The 14,213-nt window shown below is 67.4% G+C and carries 17 protein-coding genes and 1 tRNA gene; 7 read left to right on the top strand and 11 right to left on the bottom strand.

Annotated features, from left to right (window positions below; genetic code table 11):
* Positions 1-3: 3 nt before the first annotated feature.
* Together ACFY1L_RS40955 and dcd are read right to left on the bottom strand one after the other, a co-directional pair.
* Positions 4-519: a phosphoribosyltransferase gene (locus tag ACFY1L_RS40955; RefSeq protein ID WP_388836638.1), complete on the bottom strand. Its 516-nt coding sequence runs from the start codon at positions 517-519 to the stop codon at positions 4-6.
* A gap of 13 nt (positions 520-532) precedes the next feature.
* Entirely contained in the window at positions 533-1,108 is a 576-nt protein-coding gene (gene dcd / locus ACFY1L_RS40960; protein ID WP_388836642.1) for a dCTP deaminase, read from the bottom strand.
* Positions 1,109-1,644: 536 nt separating this feature from the next.
* Here dcd and ACFY1L_RS40965 point away from each other — a divergent pair.
* Both ACFY1L_RS40965 and ACFY1L_RS40970 read left to right on the top strand, forming a co-directional pair.
* A tRNA-Gly gene (locus ACFY1L_RS40965) sits at positions 1,645-1,718 on the top strand.
* 419 nt (positions 1,719-2,137) lie between these two features.
* Positions 2,138-3,985 carry an RICIN domain-containing protein gene (locus ACFY1L_RS40970; protein WP_388836645.1) on the top strand — a complete coding sequence of 616 codons (1,848 nt, stop codon included), beginning with the start codon at positions 2,138-2,140 and terminating at the stop codon, positions 3,983-3,985.
* 220 nt (positions 3,986-4,205) lie between these two features.
* On the opposite strand, the gene ACFY1L_RS40975 is transcribed toward ACFY1L_RS40970, so the two are convergent.
* A complete protein-coding gene (locus ACFY1L_RS40975) occupies positions 4,206-6,677 on the bottom strand; it encodes a non-reducing end alpha-L-arabinofuranosidase family hydrolase (RefSeq protein WP_388836648.1) in 2,472 nt (823 codons plus the stop codon).
* A gap of 76 nt (positions 6,678-6,753) precedes the next feature.
* Here ACFY1L_RS40975 and ACFY1L_RS40980 point away from each other — a divergent pair, with 76 nt between their 5' ends.
* On the top strand, positions 6,754-7,062 hold the full coding sequence (locus ACFY1L_RS40980; protein WP_388837038.1) for a hypothetical protein: 309 nt from the start codon (positions 6,754-6,756) through the stop codon (positions 7,060-7,062).
* On the opposite strand, the gene ACFY1L_RS40985 is transcribed toward ACFY1L_RS40980, so the two are convergent.
* The 3 genes from ACFY1L_RS40985 to ACFY1L_RS40995 form a co-directional block, all read right to left on the bottom strand.
* Complete coding sequence (locus ACFY1L_RS40985) at positions 6,953-7,738, bottom strand: hypothetical protein (protein ID WP_388836651.1); 786 nt, start codon at positions 7,736-7,738, stop codon at positions 6,953-6,955. The genes ACFY1L_RS40980 and ACFY1L_RS40985 overlap by 110 nt on opposite strands.
* Positions 7,735-8,265, bottom strand: a complete 531-nt coding sequence (locus ACFY1L_RS40990; protein WP_388836654.1) for a SigE family RNA polymerase sigma factor — start codon at positions 8,263-8,265, stop codon at positions 7,735-7,737. Before ACFY1L_RS40990 ends, ACFY1L_RS40985 begins: the two co-directional genes overlap by 4 nt.
* Before the next feature lie 143 nt (positions 8,266-8,408).
* Positions 8,409-8,540, bottom strand: a complete 132-nt coding sequence (locus ACFY1L_RS40995; RefSeq protein WP_388836658.1) for a hypothetical protein — start codon at positions 8,538-8,540, stop codon at positions 8,409-8,411.
* 259 nt (positions 8,541-8,799) lie between these two features.
* Here ACFY1L_RS40995 and ACFY1L_RS41000 point away from each other — a divergent pair, with 259 nt between their 5' ends.
* Positions 8,800-9,081: a hypothetical protein gene (locus tag ACFY1L_RS41000; RefSeq protein ID WP_388836661.1), complete on the top strand. Its 282-nt coding sequence runs from the start codon at positions 8,800-8,802 to the stop codon at positions 9,079-9,081.
* Positions 9,082-9,244: 163 nt separating this feature from the next.
* Here ACFY1L_RS41000 and ACFY1L_RS41005 read toward each other — a convergent pair whose 3' ends face one another.
* Entirely contained in the window at positions 9,245-9,535 is a 291-nt protein-coding gene (locus ACFY1L_RS41005) for a DUF6281 family protein (RefSeq protein WP_388836664.1), read from the bottom strand.
* A gap of 35 nt (positions 9,536-9,570) precedes the next feature.
* Entirely contained in the window at positions 9,571-9,942 is a 372-nt protein-coding gene (locus ACFY1L_RS41010) for a hypothetical protein (protein WP_388836667.1), read from the bottom strand.
* A 192-nt stretch (positions 9,943-10,134) separates the two neighbouring features.
* Between ACFY1L_RS41010 and ACFY1L_RS41015 the strand changes: the two genes are divergently transcribed.
* A complete protein-coding gene (locus ACFY1L_RS41015) occupies positions 10,135-10,623 on the top strand; it encodes a hypothetical protein (protein WP_388836670.1) in 489 nt (162 codons plus the stop codon).
* 215 nt (positions 10,624-10,838) lie between these two features.
* Here ACFY1L_RS41015 and ACFY1L_RS41020 read toward each other — a convergent pair whose 3' ends face one another.
* Positions 10,839-11,372 (bottom strand): DinB family protein, encoded by a 534-nt coding sequence (locus ACFY1L_RS41020; RefSeq protein WP_388836672.1) that lies wholly within the window; start codon positions 11,370-11,372, stop codon positions 10,839-10,841.
* Between the two features lie 419 nt (positions 11,373-11,791).
* On the opposite strand from ACFY1L_RS41020, the gene ACFY1L_RS41025 reads away from it, so the two are divergent.
* Together ACFY1L_RS41025 and ACFY1L_RS41030 are read left to right on the top strand one after the other, a co-directional pair.
* On the top strand, positions 11,792-12,199 hold the full coding sequence (locus ACFY1L_RS41025) for an NUDIX domain-containing protein (RefSeq protein WP_388836675.1): 408 nt from the start codon (positions 11,792-11,794) through the stop codon (positions 12,197-12,199).
* 120 nt (positions 12,200-12,319) lie between these two features.
* Positions 12,320-12,811: an SDR family NAD(P)-dependent oxidoreductase gene (locus tag ACFY1L_RS41030; protein WP_388836678.1), complete on the top strand. Its 492-nt coding sequence runs from the start codon at positions 12,320-12,322 to the stop codon at positions 12,809-12,811.
* Positions 12,812-12,908: 97 nt separating this feature from the next.
* On the opposite strand, the gene ACFY1L_RS41035 is transcribed toward ACFY1L_RS41030, so the two are convergent.
* Both ACFY1L_RS41035 and ACFY1L_RS41040 read right to left on the bottom strand, forming a co-directional pair.
* A complete protein-coding gene (locus ACFY1L_RS41035; RefSeq protein ID WP_388836681.1) occupies positions 12,909-13,847 on the bottom strand; it encodes an SGNH/GDSL hydrolase family protein in 939 nt (312 codons plus the stop codon).
* A gap of 189 nt (positions 13,848-14,036) precedes the next feature.
* Positions 14,037-14,171, bottom strand: a complete 135-nt coding sequence (locus ACFY1L_RS41040; protein WP_388836683.1) for a hypothetical protein — start codon at positions 14,169-14,171, stop codon at positions 14,037-14,039.
* Between the last annotated feature and the right edge of the window lie 42 nt (positions 14,172-14,213).

The raw sequence follows: 14,213 nt of genomic DNA on the forward strand, positions 1-14,213 counted from the left end.
CGGTCAGACCGCTTCCTTGTTCTCCTTGGGTGCCTCTCCCGACCTGTGCACCGGAGGCAGGACACTCCACGGGAAGTTGATCCAGTCGTCGGTCCGCTTCCACACGTACTCGCATTTCACGAGTGACTGCGACTTCTCGTAGATGACGGCCGACCGCACCTCGGCGACGGTGTCGAGGCAGAAGTCCCGTACGAGCTTCAGCGTCTTGCCCGTGTCGGCGACGTCGTCGGTGATGAGGACCTTCTTCTCGGAGAAGTCGATGACGTTGGGAACGGGAGCGAGCATGACCGGCATCTCGAGCGTGGTGCCCACACCCGTGTAGAACTCCACATTCACGAGGTGGAGGTTCTTGCAGTCGAGGGCGTAGGCGAGCCCGCCGGCGACGAAGACGCCGCCGCGAGCGATGCTGAGCACGATGTCGGGCTCGTACCCGTCGTCGGCGATGGCTTGCGCGAGCTCGCGCACGGCGGTGCCGAAGCGCTCGTAGGTCAGGTTCTCCCGCACGTCACTCATGCTCATGCCACTGCCGCCCTCACACCTGCGTCCGATGGAAGTTGAGGTAGGAGCGGGAGGCGGTGGGCCCGCGCTGCCCCTGGTACCGGGAGCCGTACCGCTCACTGCCGTACGGGAACTCGGCCGGCGAGCTGAGGCGGAACATGCACAGCTGCCCGATCTTCATGCCGGGCCACAACTTGATGGGCAGGGTGGCGAGGTTGGACAGCTCGAGGGTCACGTGCCCGGAGAAACCGGGGTCGATGAACCCGGCGGTGGAGTGGGTCACCAGCCCGAGCCGCCCGAGGGAACTCTTGCCCTCGAGCCTCGACGCAAGATCATCGGGGAGCGTGATGACCTCGTACGTACTGGCCAGGACGAACTCCCCGGGGTGGAGGATGAACGGCTCGTCCCCCTCCGGCTCCACGAGCCGCGTCAGATCCGTCTGCTCGATGGAGGGGTCGATGTGCGGGTACCGGTGGTTCTCGAACACCCGGAAATACCGGTCCAGCCGTACGTCGACACTCGACGGCTGCACCATGGATGGGTCATAGGGATCGATCACCACCCGACCGGCGTCGATCTCGGCCCGGATGTCCTTGTCTGAGAGAAGCACGCCCCGAGGATACGCAAGGCGCGTGGGCCGACGACAACCACGTCGTCCCACGCGCCAGCGACCACTGCCTCTACTGCTGTACTGCCGTACCGCTTCTGCCGCCTCTACCGCTTCTCAAGGCTGACCGGCACCACACTGCGGAGCCGGGCACAGCGTGGACACCGAACGAGCCGGCCGGGGCCGAGGCGCTCGGCCTGCTGCATCGGGAACGAAGCGGTGCTGAACACGTGCCCATCGGCACAACGGACGACGGTGCGCTCCATCAAGTCCTAGAGTCCCTTCCCCAAGAGCCGCGTCTGGCTACTGCCCACCAGACGACAAATGCCACATTACGGGATCAAAGGAACGACTCTCCAGGGGGCACTCCGACCTCCCCCGGACCCTCACCCACCCCACCACGGTACGCCCCAACTCCCGCCCCCCGCAGCTCCGTCACCCCCCGCAAACGCACTCGGACCCCACGGCTTCAGCGCCTGGGGCCCGGCATGAGGTAAGGTGACCATGCGTTCCGACACCGGTTCCGACCGGCGTCTTACGCGGGTGTAGTTTAATGGTAGAACATCAGCTTCCCAAGCTGAGAGCGCGAGTTCGATTCTCGTCACCCGCTCCATGATTAAGGCCCAGGTCAGAGACCCGGGCCTTTTTGTTGTGTGGGGTGATCAGCGGTCGCGTTTCCAGTACATGCCGTACCCCTCGCACAGGATGCCCAGGGCGAGGGTGTCGGAGATGCCGGCGGTCACGGGTGGGGTCCAGGATGGTGGGCTTCTCGTTGGGCGGCCAGGTGGTCCGCAAGCGCATCGGACTGCCTTGCCGGGTCGGGATCTCGCTGCCGTCCCGCACCTTCCCCGACCAGCCATCAGGCGTTCGCCGCCGCCGGCGTCAGGCGTGCCGTGCTCCGCGGCGAACGGGAAGCGGTCAAGGCGAAAAAAACTGTGGATCTTCGCGGCAACCTTTTCGGCCTCTCGGACCACTAAGCGTTGTCCGGCCAAGTGGTCCGGTCAGATGCAACGGCTGAAAGAGAGCACAGGCATGTCCCTGGAACGAGAGCACAGACATGTCCCCGGCCCACCCACGTCATCGGTGGCGTCCCGCGTCAGCGGCCACCGTGCCGACGGCGGCGCGCGCGGTGATCGCCCGAAGCATCGGGGCCGTCGGTTGCTCGCGCGTCGGGGTCTGTGGGCGGGTCTCGCCGTGGTGGTCGTGGCCGGCTCGGCCGTTGTGGTCAACCAGGCTTCGGCGCAGCAAAAAAGCCTGGATCTGAAGAAGTGGTACGTGCTGGTCAACCGCAACAGCGGCAAGGTGCTGGACGACCGCGCCTCCGCCAAGAACGACGGCGCGGCGGTGGTGCAGTGGAGCCGTCATGGCGGCGCCAACCAGCAGTGGCGGTTCATCGACTCGGGTGACGGGTACTACCGGCTGCAGAACCGGAACTCCGGCAAGGTGCTGGACGACCTCGGCTGGTCGAAGACCGCCGGCTCCGCCATCGTGCAGTGGAAAGACCTGAACGGCACCAACCAGCAGTTCAAACTGGCCAAGTCGCCGGACGGCTACGTGCGTTTGGTCAATCGCTTCAGTGGCATGGCCGTCGATGTCCACAACGCCGCCAAAGCCAACGGGAGCGGTGTCGTCCAGAACCGCGACCGGGGCGGCGCCGACCAGCAGTGGAAACTCGTCCCCGCCGGGAGCGTCGGCAGCTCCGGTACGCCCACCCCGCCGAGCGGCAGCGTTCCCACCAGCCCGGCTCCGAGCAGCTCGCACCCGTCGTCGACGCCGTCTCCCGTGGCCGGTGGCGGCAGCTCGACGAAGCGTTTCATGGGCAGCAGCACGGTGCTCATCGGCGGCTCGATGTCCGACGCCTCGGCGGCCGCCGCGCCGTTCGACGTGCGGTACGCCTATGTGCACAGCCAGCCCGCGCCCTCGTCGGACTACTACACGGCAGCGAAGTGCCACGACGACTGGTCGGGTTGGTGGGGCTGCTGGAACGGCAGCACCACGGCGCCCGGCACGTACGTGACCTGGCGGGACGACGTGGTGTCCCAGGCGACGTACAAGGGCAGCTCGCGTCCGCAGAAGATGCTGTGGACCTGGTACTCGTTGCGCGACCTCGGCGATGCGGCGGGCGAGGGCGACGGTCCGGGTGAGGTCAAGGCCATCAACCGGACCGACCTGCTCACCCGCTACCTGAACGACTACCGCTTCTTCCTCCAGAAGATCGGCAAGACGCAGGCCGCGATCGACCTCGAGCCCGACTTCTGGGGCTACGTCCGCTCGCTCGGCGATCCGCACCAGGTTCCCGCACAGGTGAAGAGCGCCAATCCGACGGACTGCGGATCGCAGGAGAACAGCGCCACCGGGCTCGCCCAGTGCCTGATCTCGATGGCGCACAAGTACGCGCCGAACGCCGAGGCGGGGATGCACCTCTCCTGCTTCGACTGGCAGACCAACACGCAGGCCTGCGTCAAGTCCTACGAGAGCTTCGGGGCGAAGAACGCCGACTTCCTGGCCACCGATGTCTCGGACCGCGACGCGGGCTGGTACGCACAGCCGGCCCACGGCGGCAGTGACCACTTCTGGAACGACCAGAAGGCCGCCGCCGCGCTGCAGTTCTACAAGACGATGTCCGAGTCTGTGGGCAAGCCGGTCGTCCTGTGGCAGATCCCCGTGGGCAACATGGCGCAGAACAACACCCTCAACCATTACAAGGACGACAAGGTCGACTGGTTCTTCGCACACATGGACCAGGTGGCGAACGCCCATGTCGCCGGCCTGTTCTTCGGTCCAGGGCAGCAGGAACAGACCTCGGTCGAGACCGACGGCGGAAACCTGATCAACAAGACGATCGCGTACCACAACTCGGGCGGCACGCCGCTCAAGTAGGCGAAGCCGACGAATGCGCCCCCATCTCTTCGATGGGGGCGCATTTCGTCGTCTTCGCGGGGCTGCGGACTTCTCCGGCCGGCGCCCACGCCCACCCGCGCAGGACCAGGAGCCCACCCATCAGCCCGACAGGCCTCGCCGAGCCTCCGTCCGGTCCCCAAACGACGGGAACCCCAGCCGGCGTACGGCTGGGGTTCCTCGACGAGGCGGTGAGCAGCGGTCAGCGCTGCAGGGTGAGGACGCCCGGCCGCCACGGCAGTTGGTCGTAAGGGCCGGTCGCGGTGGGGGACTTGCCCTGGTAGAGGAACTGCAGGTGGCAGGGGTCGATGGTCATGGTCTGGTCGGGGTTGTTGCGGACCAGGTCGCCGTGGCTGATGTCGTTGGTCCAGGTGGCACCGCTGTTGGCCTTGCCCGCGAAGGGGTTGCTCTCGCCGGCGGCCTGCGGGGTCCAGGAACCACTCAGGCTGGAGGCGGTGAACGAGCGGAAGTAGCGCTGCTCGTTCGCACCCCGAGCCTCGACGATCATGAGGTACTGGTTCTGGCCCTGGACCTTGTAGACCTGCGGCGCCTCGAACAGGTTCTTCGTCGAATCGCTCATGACCGTCGTGTACGACGAGCCGAAGTTGCCCGGGAAGTTCCCGATCGGCATGCTCGCCCGGTAGATCTTGCCGTTGTCGCCGGCGAAGAACAGGTACATGTTCTGGCCGTCGGCGATCAGGGTCTGGTCGATCGGGCCGGTGGCGGATTCGGTGCGGGGGATGCTGCCGGTGAACAGCGGCTGCGGCGCGGACCAGCCGTTGGGGTTGGTGGGGTCGCTCGACGTGCGGTAGACGAAGGGCGACGCGCCCCACTGGGACGCCAGCACCCAGATGTTCTTGGGCGCGAAGTAGAACAGTGTGGGCGCCACCGCTTTCTGGCTCATGCCGGTCTGGCCGGCCGACACCATGTCCGCCCAGTTCGTGAAGGGCTTGAACATCATCGAGCCGTACGACGATCCCGACACGCTCGACGCGTAGACCAGGTGCTTGCCGTTGTACGTCACGGTGGTGAAGTCTTTCACCGCGTCCCACCCGTTCGCCGGCTGCGCCAGCGGATCGGTCGAGCTCCACCGGTACGTCGACGGAAGAGCACACGTGGCGCCCGTCCGCGTGGGCGTTGTCGGGGCCGACGTCGACGTCCTGAAGTTCCAGCGCTGGTTGGCGCCGCCGCCGTTGGAGTCCCAGATCTGGACGGGGGTGCCGTTGGCGGTCTTGCCGCCGGGGGTCTCCAGGGCTCGGCCGCTGGCGACGTTGGTCAGGGTGTAGGAGCCGTCGCTGTTCCGGGCGGCCTTCCAGTGCTGGTTGGCGCCGCCGTTGGAGTCCCAGACCTGCGTGTTCGTACCGTTGCCGGTCTGGTTGCCCGGCTCGTCCAGGACCCGGCCGCTGGCGATGTTGGTCAGCGTGTAGGAGCCGTCGCCGTTCTTGGTGGCCCGCCACTGCTGGTTGGCGGCACCGCTGGCGTCCCACACCTGGAGCGGGGTGCCGTTGCCGTTGTATCCCGCGGGCTCGTCGAGAACGCGTCCGGCGGCCGCGTTGGAGAGCGTGTAGACGGTGCCGGAGGTGATGTCCCCGGCCGTCGTACCGCCGCCCGCCGTGCCCCCGCCGCTGCTGCCGCCCAGGGTGGTGAGTACCGCGTCGTAGGCGGGCTTCTTGTTACCACTGTTGTCGAACAGCAGCGGGTTCTCACCGGTGCGCCAGGAGTCGCTGTCGCGGATGCCCCACACCGTGATGCCGGTGCAGCGAGCGACGTTGAGGCAGTCCTGCACGGTGTTGGCGTACGCGGTGGCGGACGCCTGGGCGATGTCGAGTTCGGTGATCTGTACGTCCACGCCGAGCGCGGCGAACTTGGACAGTGTGGTCTGGAACCCGGCCGGCGGGCCGCCGGCGCCGAAGTGGCTCTGGAAGCCGACGCAGTCGATGGGCACACCGCGGGACTTGAAGTCCTTGACCATCGCGTAGACGCCCTGCGTCTTGGCGTCGGTCCAGTTCTCGATGTTGTAGTCGTTGTAGCAGAGCTTGGCGGAGGGGTCGGCGTTCCGGGCCGTGCGGAAGGCTTCCTCGATGAAGCCGTTGCCCAGCACGTCCTGGAAGACCGAGCTGCGGTGCTGACCGCTGCCGCCGTCGGCGAACGCCTCGTTGACCACGTCCCAGGCGTAGATCTTGCCCTTGTAGTGGGTCATCTCGGTGGTGATGTGGTTGTCCATCACACTGCGCAGGGTGTTGGCGTCGGTGATGGACTTGACCCAGCCGGGCAGTTGGGAGTGCCAGACCAGGGTGTGGCCGCGCATGCGCTGGCCGTGCGCGGCGGCGTGGCCCACGATCGCGTCGGCCGGGCTGAAGTTGAAGTTCCCGCGGGAGGGTTCGACGGTGTCCCACTTCATCTCGTTCTCCGGGGTGATCATGTTGAACTCCCGGTCGAGAATGGTGGAGTACGTCGAGTCGCCGAGCCTGCCCGAGGACACTGCCGTGCCGAAGTAGCGGCCGCGGCCGGTCGCCGCGGCGGCCAGGGTCGGTGTGCGGGCCTCCGGCGTGCGTGCGGCCAGCGCGACCAGCGGTACGGCGGCACCCGCGGCAGCGAGGACCACGGCGGCGGCGAGCACGCGGCGGGTAGCCGGACGGCGGCGATGAGAGCGGTTCTGATCTGACAACGGCATGTCCTTCTGGCACAGCGGGCCTTGATCCGGACCCGGTTACCTGCCAGTTGCCGCCACGCACACAAAGGTTGCCGCGATCGGGGGAAGAGTCTTCACGGCAGCTGTCACCGTCCCCACCCAGTTCCACGGCGACCCGCCGGCCACCATGGAGGCCACCTACGCCGACGGGACCGACGTCGGCCCGGCCGACTGGACCCCGTACCAGCAGTGCGGGTACTTGTTCTCCCATCGAGCTGTGCGGCAAGGGGACTCGTCCCCTTGCCGCACAGCGGCGTTCACCGGGTCGGGACGAACCCTCCCCGGACCGACGCGGAGCCGCCCGAACCCTGCGCGTCGACGCGGTAGCCGTCGCCTGAGGCACGGCGCACGCCGGTGCCGTTGTTGAACTGGGCGGCAAACTCATAGCTCGCGGCCGGCACGGTCAGGCCCGGCTTGAGGACCCAGCGGTAGACCAGCGCGCCGCCGGCCTCCTGGACGGTGACGGTGAAGTCACCACTCGGCAGGGTCTGCCAGGTGCCGGTGTTCTTCACCCCGCCGGTCTGCGCGATCCGGATCTCGACCGTGAGCGAGGTGAGGGGCCGGGTCGTCTTGAGGGCGAGGTTGCTCTGCGTCCAGTAGACGGTGCTGCCCGGGTCCAACGAGCCGGCCGACCACAGCGGCCCGTTCTGGCTCTCGCCGGCGGTCGGCGATGGACTGGTGGCCGGCGGAGTAGGGCGCGCGCTGCCCGGGGTGGTGGCCGGGGCCGGCGCGACGGGGGTGGGGCGGCCCGATGTCGGGTGCGGGGAGCTGACGGTCGGGGACGGGGCGGCAGGCGTGGTCACGGTGGCCGACTGCGACGAGTGCGCGACGATGGCGGCGACGGCGAGGCCGCCGGTCGCCAGGATGCCGGTGGCGGCGAGCCCGGCGAGCGCGACCCTGGTCCCGGACCTCGCGAACGGCCGCGCGCGGTGACGGACGGCGGGGCCGGCCATGCCGCGTTGCACCCGGGCCAGCATCCGCGCGCGGTCGGGCCGGTGCGCCTCGGCGGCCTCGCGCAGCTGACGGGCGATCTCGTCGTTCACCGGTTCCTCCTCCCTGCCACCAGGTCCCCGGCCGCTCGTGCGCCCAGTATCCTTTCCAGCTCGGCCATTCCCTTCGAGGTCTGGCTCTTCACCGTGCCGACCGATATGCCCAGCGCTGCCGCCGTGTCCTTCTCCGACAGGTCGAAGGCGTGCCGCAGCACCACGCAGGCACGCTTGCGGAAAGGCAGCCGGGCGAGCGCCGCGCGGACGTCCAGTACGGCCGCCATGTCCGGCCCCTCCACCTTCTCGGGGCTGCGGGACCAGATCAGCGTGATCCGGCGTCGCTCGCGCACCGCGCTGCGGATCCGTCCGCGCGCCAGGTTGGCCACCACACCGCGGGCGTAGGCGAGCGGGTGGTCGGCCTGCCGCATCCGGTCCCAGCGCTGCCACAGGGCGACCAGGGCATCCGCCGCGAGGTCGTCCGCCGCGTCGGTCTCGCCGGTCAGGAGGTGTGCCAGACGGGCGAGTTCGGCATAGTGGCGTTCGAAGAATTCGTGGAACTCCGCGGACGCGTCGTCGAGAAGCATCCCTCCGTCGCCCTCTCCTGGCGATGATGTGCGCGTTAGTTGCATGTTTAACAACAGGGGGCGCAGCCTAACAGTGCCCGGCCCGTGATTCGAACGGCGGTCGTGCTCGGTTGCGGACCGGTGAAGGCTGTCCGGCGGGCTGGTCAATGCCGGGCGAACTGGACGCCCGTCGGCTGCGCGACGTCCGGCTGCACGGCGGTGCCGTCGACGGTCAGCCCCTCCCCGTAGATGTCGGTGATCCTGACACCGGTCCCGCTCCCGGGGGGGGACGGCACGCCAGCACCCGACGACCAGCAGCGCCAAGGGAATGCCCGTGACCAGTCCGCGCCTACGGTTGCGGCGCGGCGTGCTTCGTTGGCCCTCATGCCCGTCCATCCGGTAGTTCGACCCGGCCTTCCGGCTCCCAGTTGCCGGCCGCTTGCGCTTGTGCTCTCCCGCAGTTGGCGATCGCTGCGACATGGTGATCGGCCGTGCTGCTGCGACTGGCACCGTTTCGGCGTCACGAACGCGTTCGCCACGCTGCGTCTGTCGGCGATGAGCGACAGGGACAAGGACGTCGAGATCCTCGTCCTGCGCCATCAGATCACCGTCCTGGACCGCCGACTCGGCAAGAAGAGGGTGCGGTTCCACCCGGGTGATCGGGCATTCATGGCGGCGCCGCTGCACCAGCTCCCGAAGGACGTGCCGCCCAGGCTGCGGTTGCTGATGCGTCCGGACACGGTGCTGCGGTGGCACCGCGACCTGCTCGCGCGCCGCCACGCCGCCGCCTCCCAGCCGCCTCATGGGGCTTATCGGGTCGTGAGTGAGACTCGATGAGTGGCCGCCAGCAGGTGAGCACTCCTGATCAGTCCCGAACCCCCAGACGAACAATCTGGACAGCGTGTTGAGGGTTGCCCCTTGCCGCCGAGGCGTCCGCGACGGAGCGTCATGCGCGGGATTGAGTGCACGGCCCGCATGTTGCTGACCAGGGAAAACAACATCAGATAGCACCGACGAGCGCACCCGGCAAGGATTCGATCCCACTCCCAAAGCGGGTGTCGTCGCACGGCGGAAGTGTGACAGCACCGAGCTTGTCCCCGAGGGTGAAATCCTTGGCTTCCGCGCCCGAGTACGTGTGGTTTTGGTATTCGACCCGGTACGCGCAGGATGCCGCGGACCCGCCGCCACCACTGTCGCTGGACGAGGAGCAGGCGACGGACGTAGTGACCAGGACTGCCGCCGGCAGCGTCCACGCGGTTCCGGTCCTGCCGATCGGGGGTATGGCTTTCATCGGTACACCGCCACTCTGGGAGCGTCTGCTCCGGATCAGTGGATACCGCGCAGGCCGAGCACATCACCCTTGCCGAGCGTCCTGGCCCTCGTCGAGCACAAGATCGAGTTGCCGTACATGGTGAGGTTGTCGTGGGCTCCGTGGATGTCCTTCAGCCCGAAGACCTGTCCGGCCTCATGAGTACCGACGCTGCGGATGTCACATTTGTTCGAGCAGCTGGCGGTCGGCTTGTTCGTGAAGTCGAAGTCGTGAGTGTTGAACCGGACGTCAGCCTTGCGCGGTGCCGTGACCAAGAGCGGCACGATTTCGCTCGAAGTCTCGGGCAACGGCGAGTACTCGGCCTGGGCGATCCCCGCAAAGGCCAAGACCACGATCTCCCTCAAGGTCGCTGGCAGCGTGTCCGTCACCACTGGTCACACCCATAGCCAAGACATCCCCAGGATCAAGTACGGTCACATGCAGTACGGCTCCTGGGGCTACGAGGCGAGCTGGAAGAGGTACCGAACCAGCAGCGACGGCTGCGGTGAGGTCGAGATCGGCCACGGCACAACTACGCTGCCCACGAACGAAGTGGGCTGGAAGTATTGGGTGACCTCGTCATGACCTCCTTGAACCCGCGGGCCTGGCTCGGCGGGTGTGCGGTGGCGGCATCCGTGCTTCTGCTCACGTCCTGCACCTCTGGCAGCGGGAAGGACACGGCCGGAGACGCGACGCACTCACCTGCGCCAAGCAACTCGGCAGCGACAACCGGTCCGTCCGAGAAGAAGGTCATCGAGCAGGCCCAAGCAGCCCTTACGGCTGTGCAGAGCGGCAAGTTCTTCGCAGCCGGCGCGGAGCGTGTGACCGACGGCGTCCACACGGAGACCATCCTGAGTAAGGGCAAGAACTACAAGCTCAACCTGGTGTGTTTCGGGAGTGGCAGCGCGCAACTGTCGTTCACACCAGCGAGCACCGGCTCGAAGGCCACGGTCCCGTGCGATCAGTCGTTGACCCAGCAGCGGATCACAGGGGACAGGTCGGTCCGCATTGACGTTGACGCTGCCAAGGGAGCTACTGGCGTAGTCGCGTGGCAGATCGACGCCATCTGACCTGCGCGCACTTTGAGCGTCCTCCGGCATGGCCGCTGAGGGCGCTCACTGCGTGTACTGCCGCCCAGCGTCAGCTGGGACCAGACAATCCCCACGCGGCCGACTGAGTTACAACTTTCTCTACTGGTTCAAGGCGACTCGCTCCGCTCGCCGCGCGCAGCCCGATGAAGAGCGGTCGGACGGGCTAAAGGTCGCGCCCGGAGTTGTGAGGGGACTCAGCTCTGCGTAGTGCCGTCGATGAGCTCGCGGATGACGTCCGCGTGGCCGTTGTGTTGGGCGTATTCCCTGATCATGTGCATCATGATGCAACGCACGTCGAGATCCCCAAATCGGTGGTGCGTGCAAACATCATCCAGTGAAACCCCGGCGAAGATCTCACGGCTGCGCGCGCAGGCGGCCAGGTAGCGCGCGACGTCCTCAGTCAGAGTCGCGCCGTCGTCCAACAGGAAGTCACCGTCCCTGCGCTTCGGCCAACCGAAGGGCACGGGTTCGTCGCTCTGCTTGATGACGTTCATGAACCAGACAAACTCAACCTTGGTGAGGTGTCGCACCAATCCGTGCAAGGTGGTGAGGGACGGAACGACACGCCGGGCTGCCTGTTCCTCGGTCAACCCATCGAGCTTCCTCAGCAACTCGGCGCGATGGTAGTCGAGCCACCCGGCCAAGGCCTCACGTTCAGGCGCGATGGTGCGCAGGTCGACGGGTTTGAGCGGCGAAGCGAAGGCCCGCGGCCCAGAGGCGTCATTCATGGGTGCATTGTCGCAGGCGAGGTCAACGCCCGGTCCTGATAGGGACATCCCGCTGCACAGCAGAGAAGCACAGCAACCGACCATGACCCACAGCAACCCTCAGGAGCCGAACGACTGCCTGTATGACCTCCGTTGACCGACCTCTGTAGAGCTACGGATCAGCAGGTTGTGAGGGGGGTGGGTGCGGAGCCATTCGGCGTCCCGGGACCCAGTAGTCCGGGGACCCCTATCCGGCCACCCCCCTTGGCCGCCGTGTTCTTCGGCAAGAACCTCGAACCGGCTCATCTCCGTCACCGAAGCTAACAGCCCACACCGACAACGCCCTTGTCCTTGTAGTCGGCACCACCGGCAGACGCTGCGGAAGTCAGGCGCCGACACGGTACTGACGCAGGCGACGCCCTCCGATACGGTCCCGAGCCATGGCGGACAGCAGCGGTGTGCCGGAGAAGGTGGCGTGGATCCTGGTTCGGGACGACCGGGTATTGGTGACGCGTAGTCACGGCAGAGATCGCTTCTACTTCCCGGGCGGTCATCGTGAGCCGGGTGAGTCCGATGTCGAGACCCTGGTGCGGGAGATCGACGAGGAACTGCAGGCGGCGATCGACCCCGGTTCGTTGGTGCACTTCGGCACTTTTGAGATCGGCGACGACAATCCGGATCACGGCCCCTTCCGAATGATCTGTTACACCGCCGATCACCGCGGTGAGCTGACTCCGTCAAGGGAGATCGCCCAGAAGGCGTGGTTCCGTTACGCCGATAGGGACCGAGTCTCGGCCGTCGACGAGATGGCCTTCGACGCGCTTCACGAGGCCGGGCGGCTTCCTTGATTCCGTCACCGCGGCCTTTACGATCGCTGACGGTCTGGAGGCCCTGCTCCTCGTAGTAGCGCAGGGCGCGCGTGCTGACTCCGGCCACGCCACCGCGCGACGCCCGGACAGGACGTCACGTTGCTGATCAACAATGCCGGTATCGCGACCGGGGCCGGCCTCGTGACCGGCGACCTGGACATGATCCGGGAGGACCTGGAAACCCACCTATTCGGCACGCTCCGGGTCATCCGCGCCTTCGCCCCGGCTCTCGCCGCGAGCGGCGGAGGAGCGGTCGTGAACATCCTCTCCGTGCTGTCGTGGGTCGCCACCGAAGGGACAGGGTCCTACGCCGTGGCCAAGGCCGCGGAGTGGAACATGACCAACGGCGTACGCCTTGAGCTTGCCGGTCAGCGGACCCTCGTCCAGGGCGTGCACCTGGGCGCCGCGGACACCGACATGATGGCGGGACGCGACGCTCCCATGATCGACCCGGCCGACGTCGCACGGGCCGGCCTCGACGGCGTACAGGCCGAGGCCATCGAGGTACTGGTCGACGACCCCAGCCGCTTCGTCAAAGCGGCCCTCTCGGGCGACCCCGCGCAGCTCTACAGCCCTCCGTCCGGGAACTGACCCTTCGAGACCAAGGGGCAGCGGCCGGGGTCGCGGTCGGCGGTCGGACCAGATCTGCGCACCCGCTCCATTTGGGTGTCGGTACCCGGCGCGAACTTCACCCCAGCGCTGACTCCACCAGGGAGGCCGCGGCCTTCATGCCGGCCTCGTTCGGGTGGTACGTGGTCCGTCCCGAGGCCGGCTTGTACTTCTCCACCCAAGGGTCGGCCGCGCAGGCGTCGTGGCCGTGGCTGGCGGTGGCGAAGCGGACCAGGGTCGCGCCTGTGCGGTTCGCCGTGTCGATGTAGGCCTGCGCGAGGCGGGTGGCGACGGTGCGCTCGAAGATCCGCTGGTCGGCGGTGAGCGGTACGCCGGTGCAGCCGCCGGTGTCGGGCAGGAGGGTGGAGTAGCTCACCAGGAGGATGCGTGCCTGTGGGGCCCTGGCCTTGACGGCGTCCACGACATTCTCGATCTTCTGGCCCACCGTGCCGAGGGCCGTGTTGATCGCGCCCTGGTCCACGGTGCCGCAGTTCGTGCCGCCGCTGTTCTGGCAGGAGTACGTGACCATGCTGCCCAGGTAGTTGACGTCGTTGCCACCGATGGTGACCGTGACCAGGTCGGTCCCGCTGTTCACGGCGTTGATCTGCGGCGGCTGCGAACCCTGGTTGGTGGTGAGGATGTTCGCCGTCGTGGCGCCGCTGCAGGTGACGTCCGTCAGGTTCGCCCCGGTGTCACGGGCCACGATGCTCGCGTAGTTGTTGGCCGACCGGCTGCAAGCCGCCGCCCCGCTGCTCGACTGCAGCGACGGGATGCTCGGTCCGGCGGCGAACGAACTGCCCAACGCGACGTAATCGAGACCGGCCGCCGTGGTCGAGGCGGTCCCCGCCTGAGCGGTCTTCGTGGTGACCGAGTCGGCGGTCAGGGCCAGTTGGGCCTTCGACTGCCGGCTGGAGCCGTCCGCCGTGGCGCCGCCGCCGCAGGCCGTGAGGGTGAGGGCACCGATGACCAGGGCCGCACAGGCCATCAGGGCGTTTCGTCGGGGTGTGTCCGTTGCCACGAGGTGCTCCTGTCTTCATGGTTCATGAGGTGTGGTCCGCTCCGGTGCTGTCAGAGGAGAGCACGCAGTGCCGCATGTGGTTACTGGTGAGACCACGTGATGGCTGTCGCGTGACAGAACCAGGACATCCGGGGGGCTGGTGGTCGCCCGCTGTGTCACGCGCGCAACTCACCGTCGGCGATGGGGAGTTCAGACCGCGTGGCCGCGGCGGAGGACCCCCGCCTCCGCCGCCGCGTGGCCCGTGGTGCCCAGAACGATGACCTGGAAGGCCGCACCGAAGTAGGCGGTTACGAAGCGGGAGATCCTGCGGGTGCTGCTGCGCATGCTGGGTTGCCTGCCTTCCGGGTCGGTGAGGTGCTGTTCGTC

This window comes from Streptomyces sp. NPDC001663, assembly GCF_042893105.1.
In the GTDB taxonomy this organism is placed as follows: Bacteria; Actinomycetota; Actinomycetes; order Streptomycetales; family Streptomycetaceae; genus Streptomyces.

Excerpts from the sequence above, each read along its gene's own strand:
- ACFY1L_RS41005 (WP_388836664.1), bottom strand. The coding sequence starts at position 9,535 with ATGAAAGCCATACCCCCGATCGGCAGGACCGGAACCGCGTGGACGCTG.
- ACFY1L_RS40970 (WP_388836645.1), top strand. The coding sequence starts at position 2,138 with ATGTCCCTGGAACGAGAGCACAGACATGTCCCCGGCCCACCCACGTCA.
- ACFY1L_RS41025 (WP_388836675.1), top strand. The coding sequence starts at position 11,792 with ATGGCGGACAGCAGCGGTGTGCCGGAGAAGGTGGCGTGGATCCTGGTT.
- ACFY1L_RS40990 (WP_388836654.1), bottom strand. The coding sequence starts at position 8,265 with ATGCTTCTCGACGACGCGTCCGCGGAGTTCCACGAATTCTTCGAACGC.
- ACFY1L_RS41040 (WP_388836683.1), bottom strand. The coding sequence starts at position 14,171 with ATGCGCAGCAGCACCCGCAGGATCTCCCGCTTCGTAACCGCCTACTTC.
- ACFY1L_RS41020 (WP_388836672.1), bottom strand. The coding sequence starts at position 11,372 with ATGAATGACGCCTCTGGGCCGCGGGCCTTCGCTTCGCCGCTCAAACCC.
- ACFY1L_RS41015 (WP_388836670.1), top strand. The coding sequence starts at position 10,135 with ATGACCTCCTTGAACCCGCGGGCCTGGCTCGGCGGGTGTGCGGTGGCG.
- ACFY1L_RS41000 (WP_388836661.1), top strand. The coding sequence starts at position 8,800 with ATGAGCGACAGGGACAAGGACGTCGAGATCCTCGTCCTGCGCCATCAG.
- ACFY1L_RS40955 (WP_388836638.1), bottom strand. The coding sequence starts at position 519 with ATGAGCATGAGTGACGTGCGGGAGAACCTGACCTACGAGCGCTTCGGC.
- ACFY1L_RS40975 (WP_388836648.1), bottom strand. The coding sequence starts at position 6,677 with ATGCCGTTGTCAGATCAGAACCGCTCTCATCGCCGCCGTCCGGCTACC.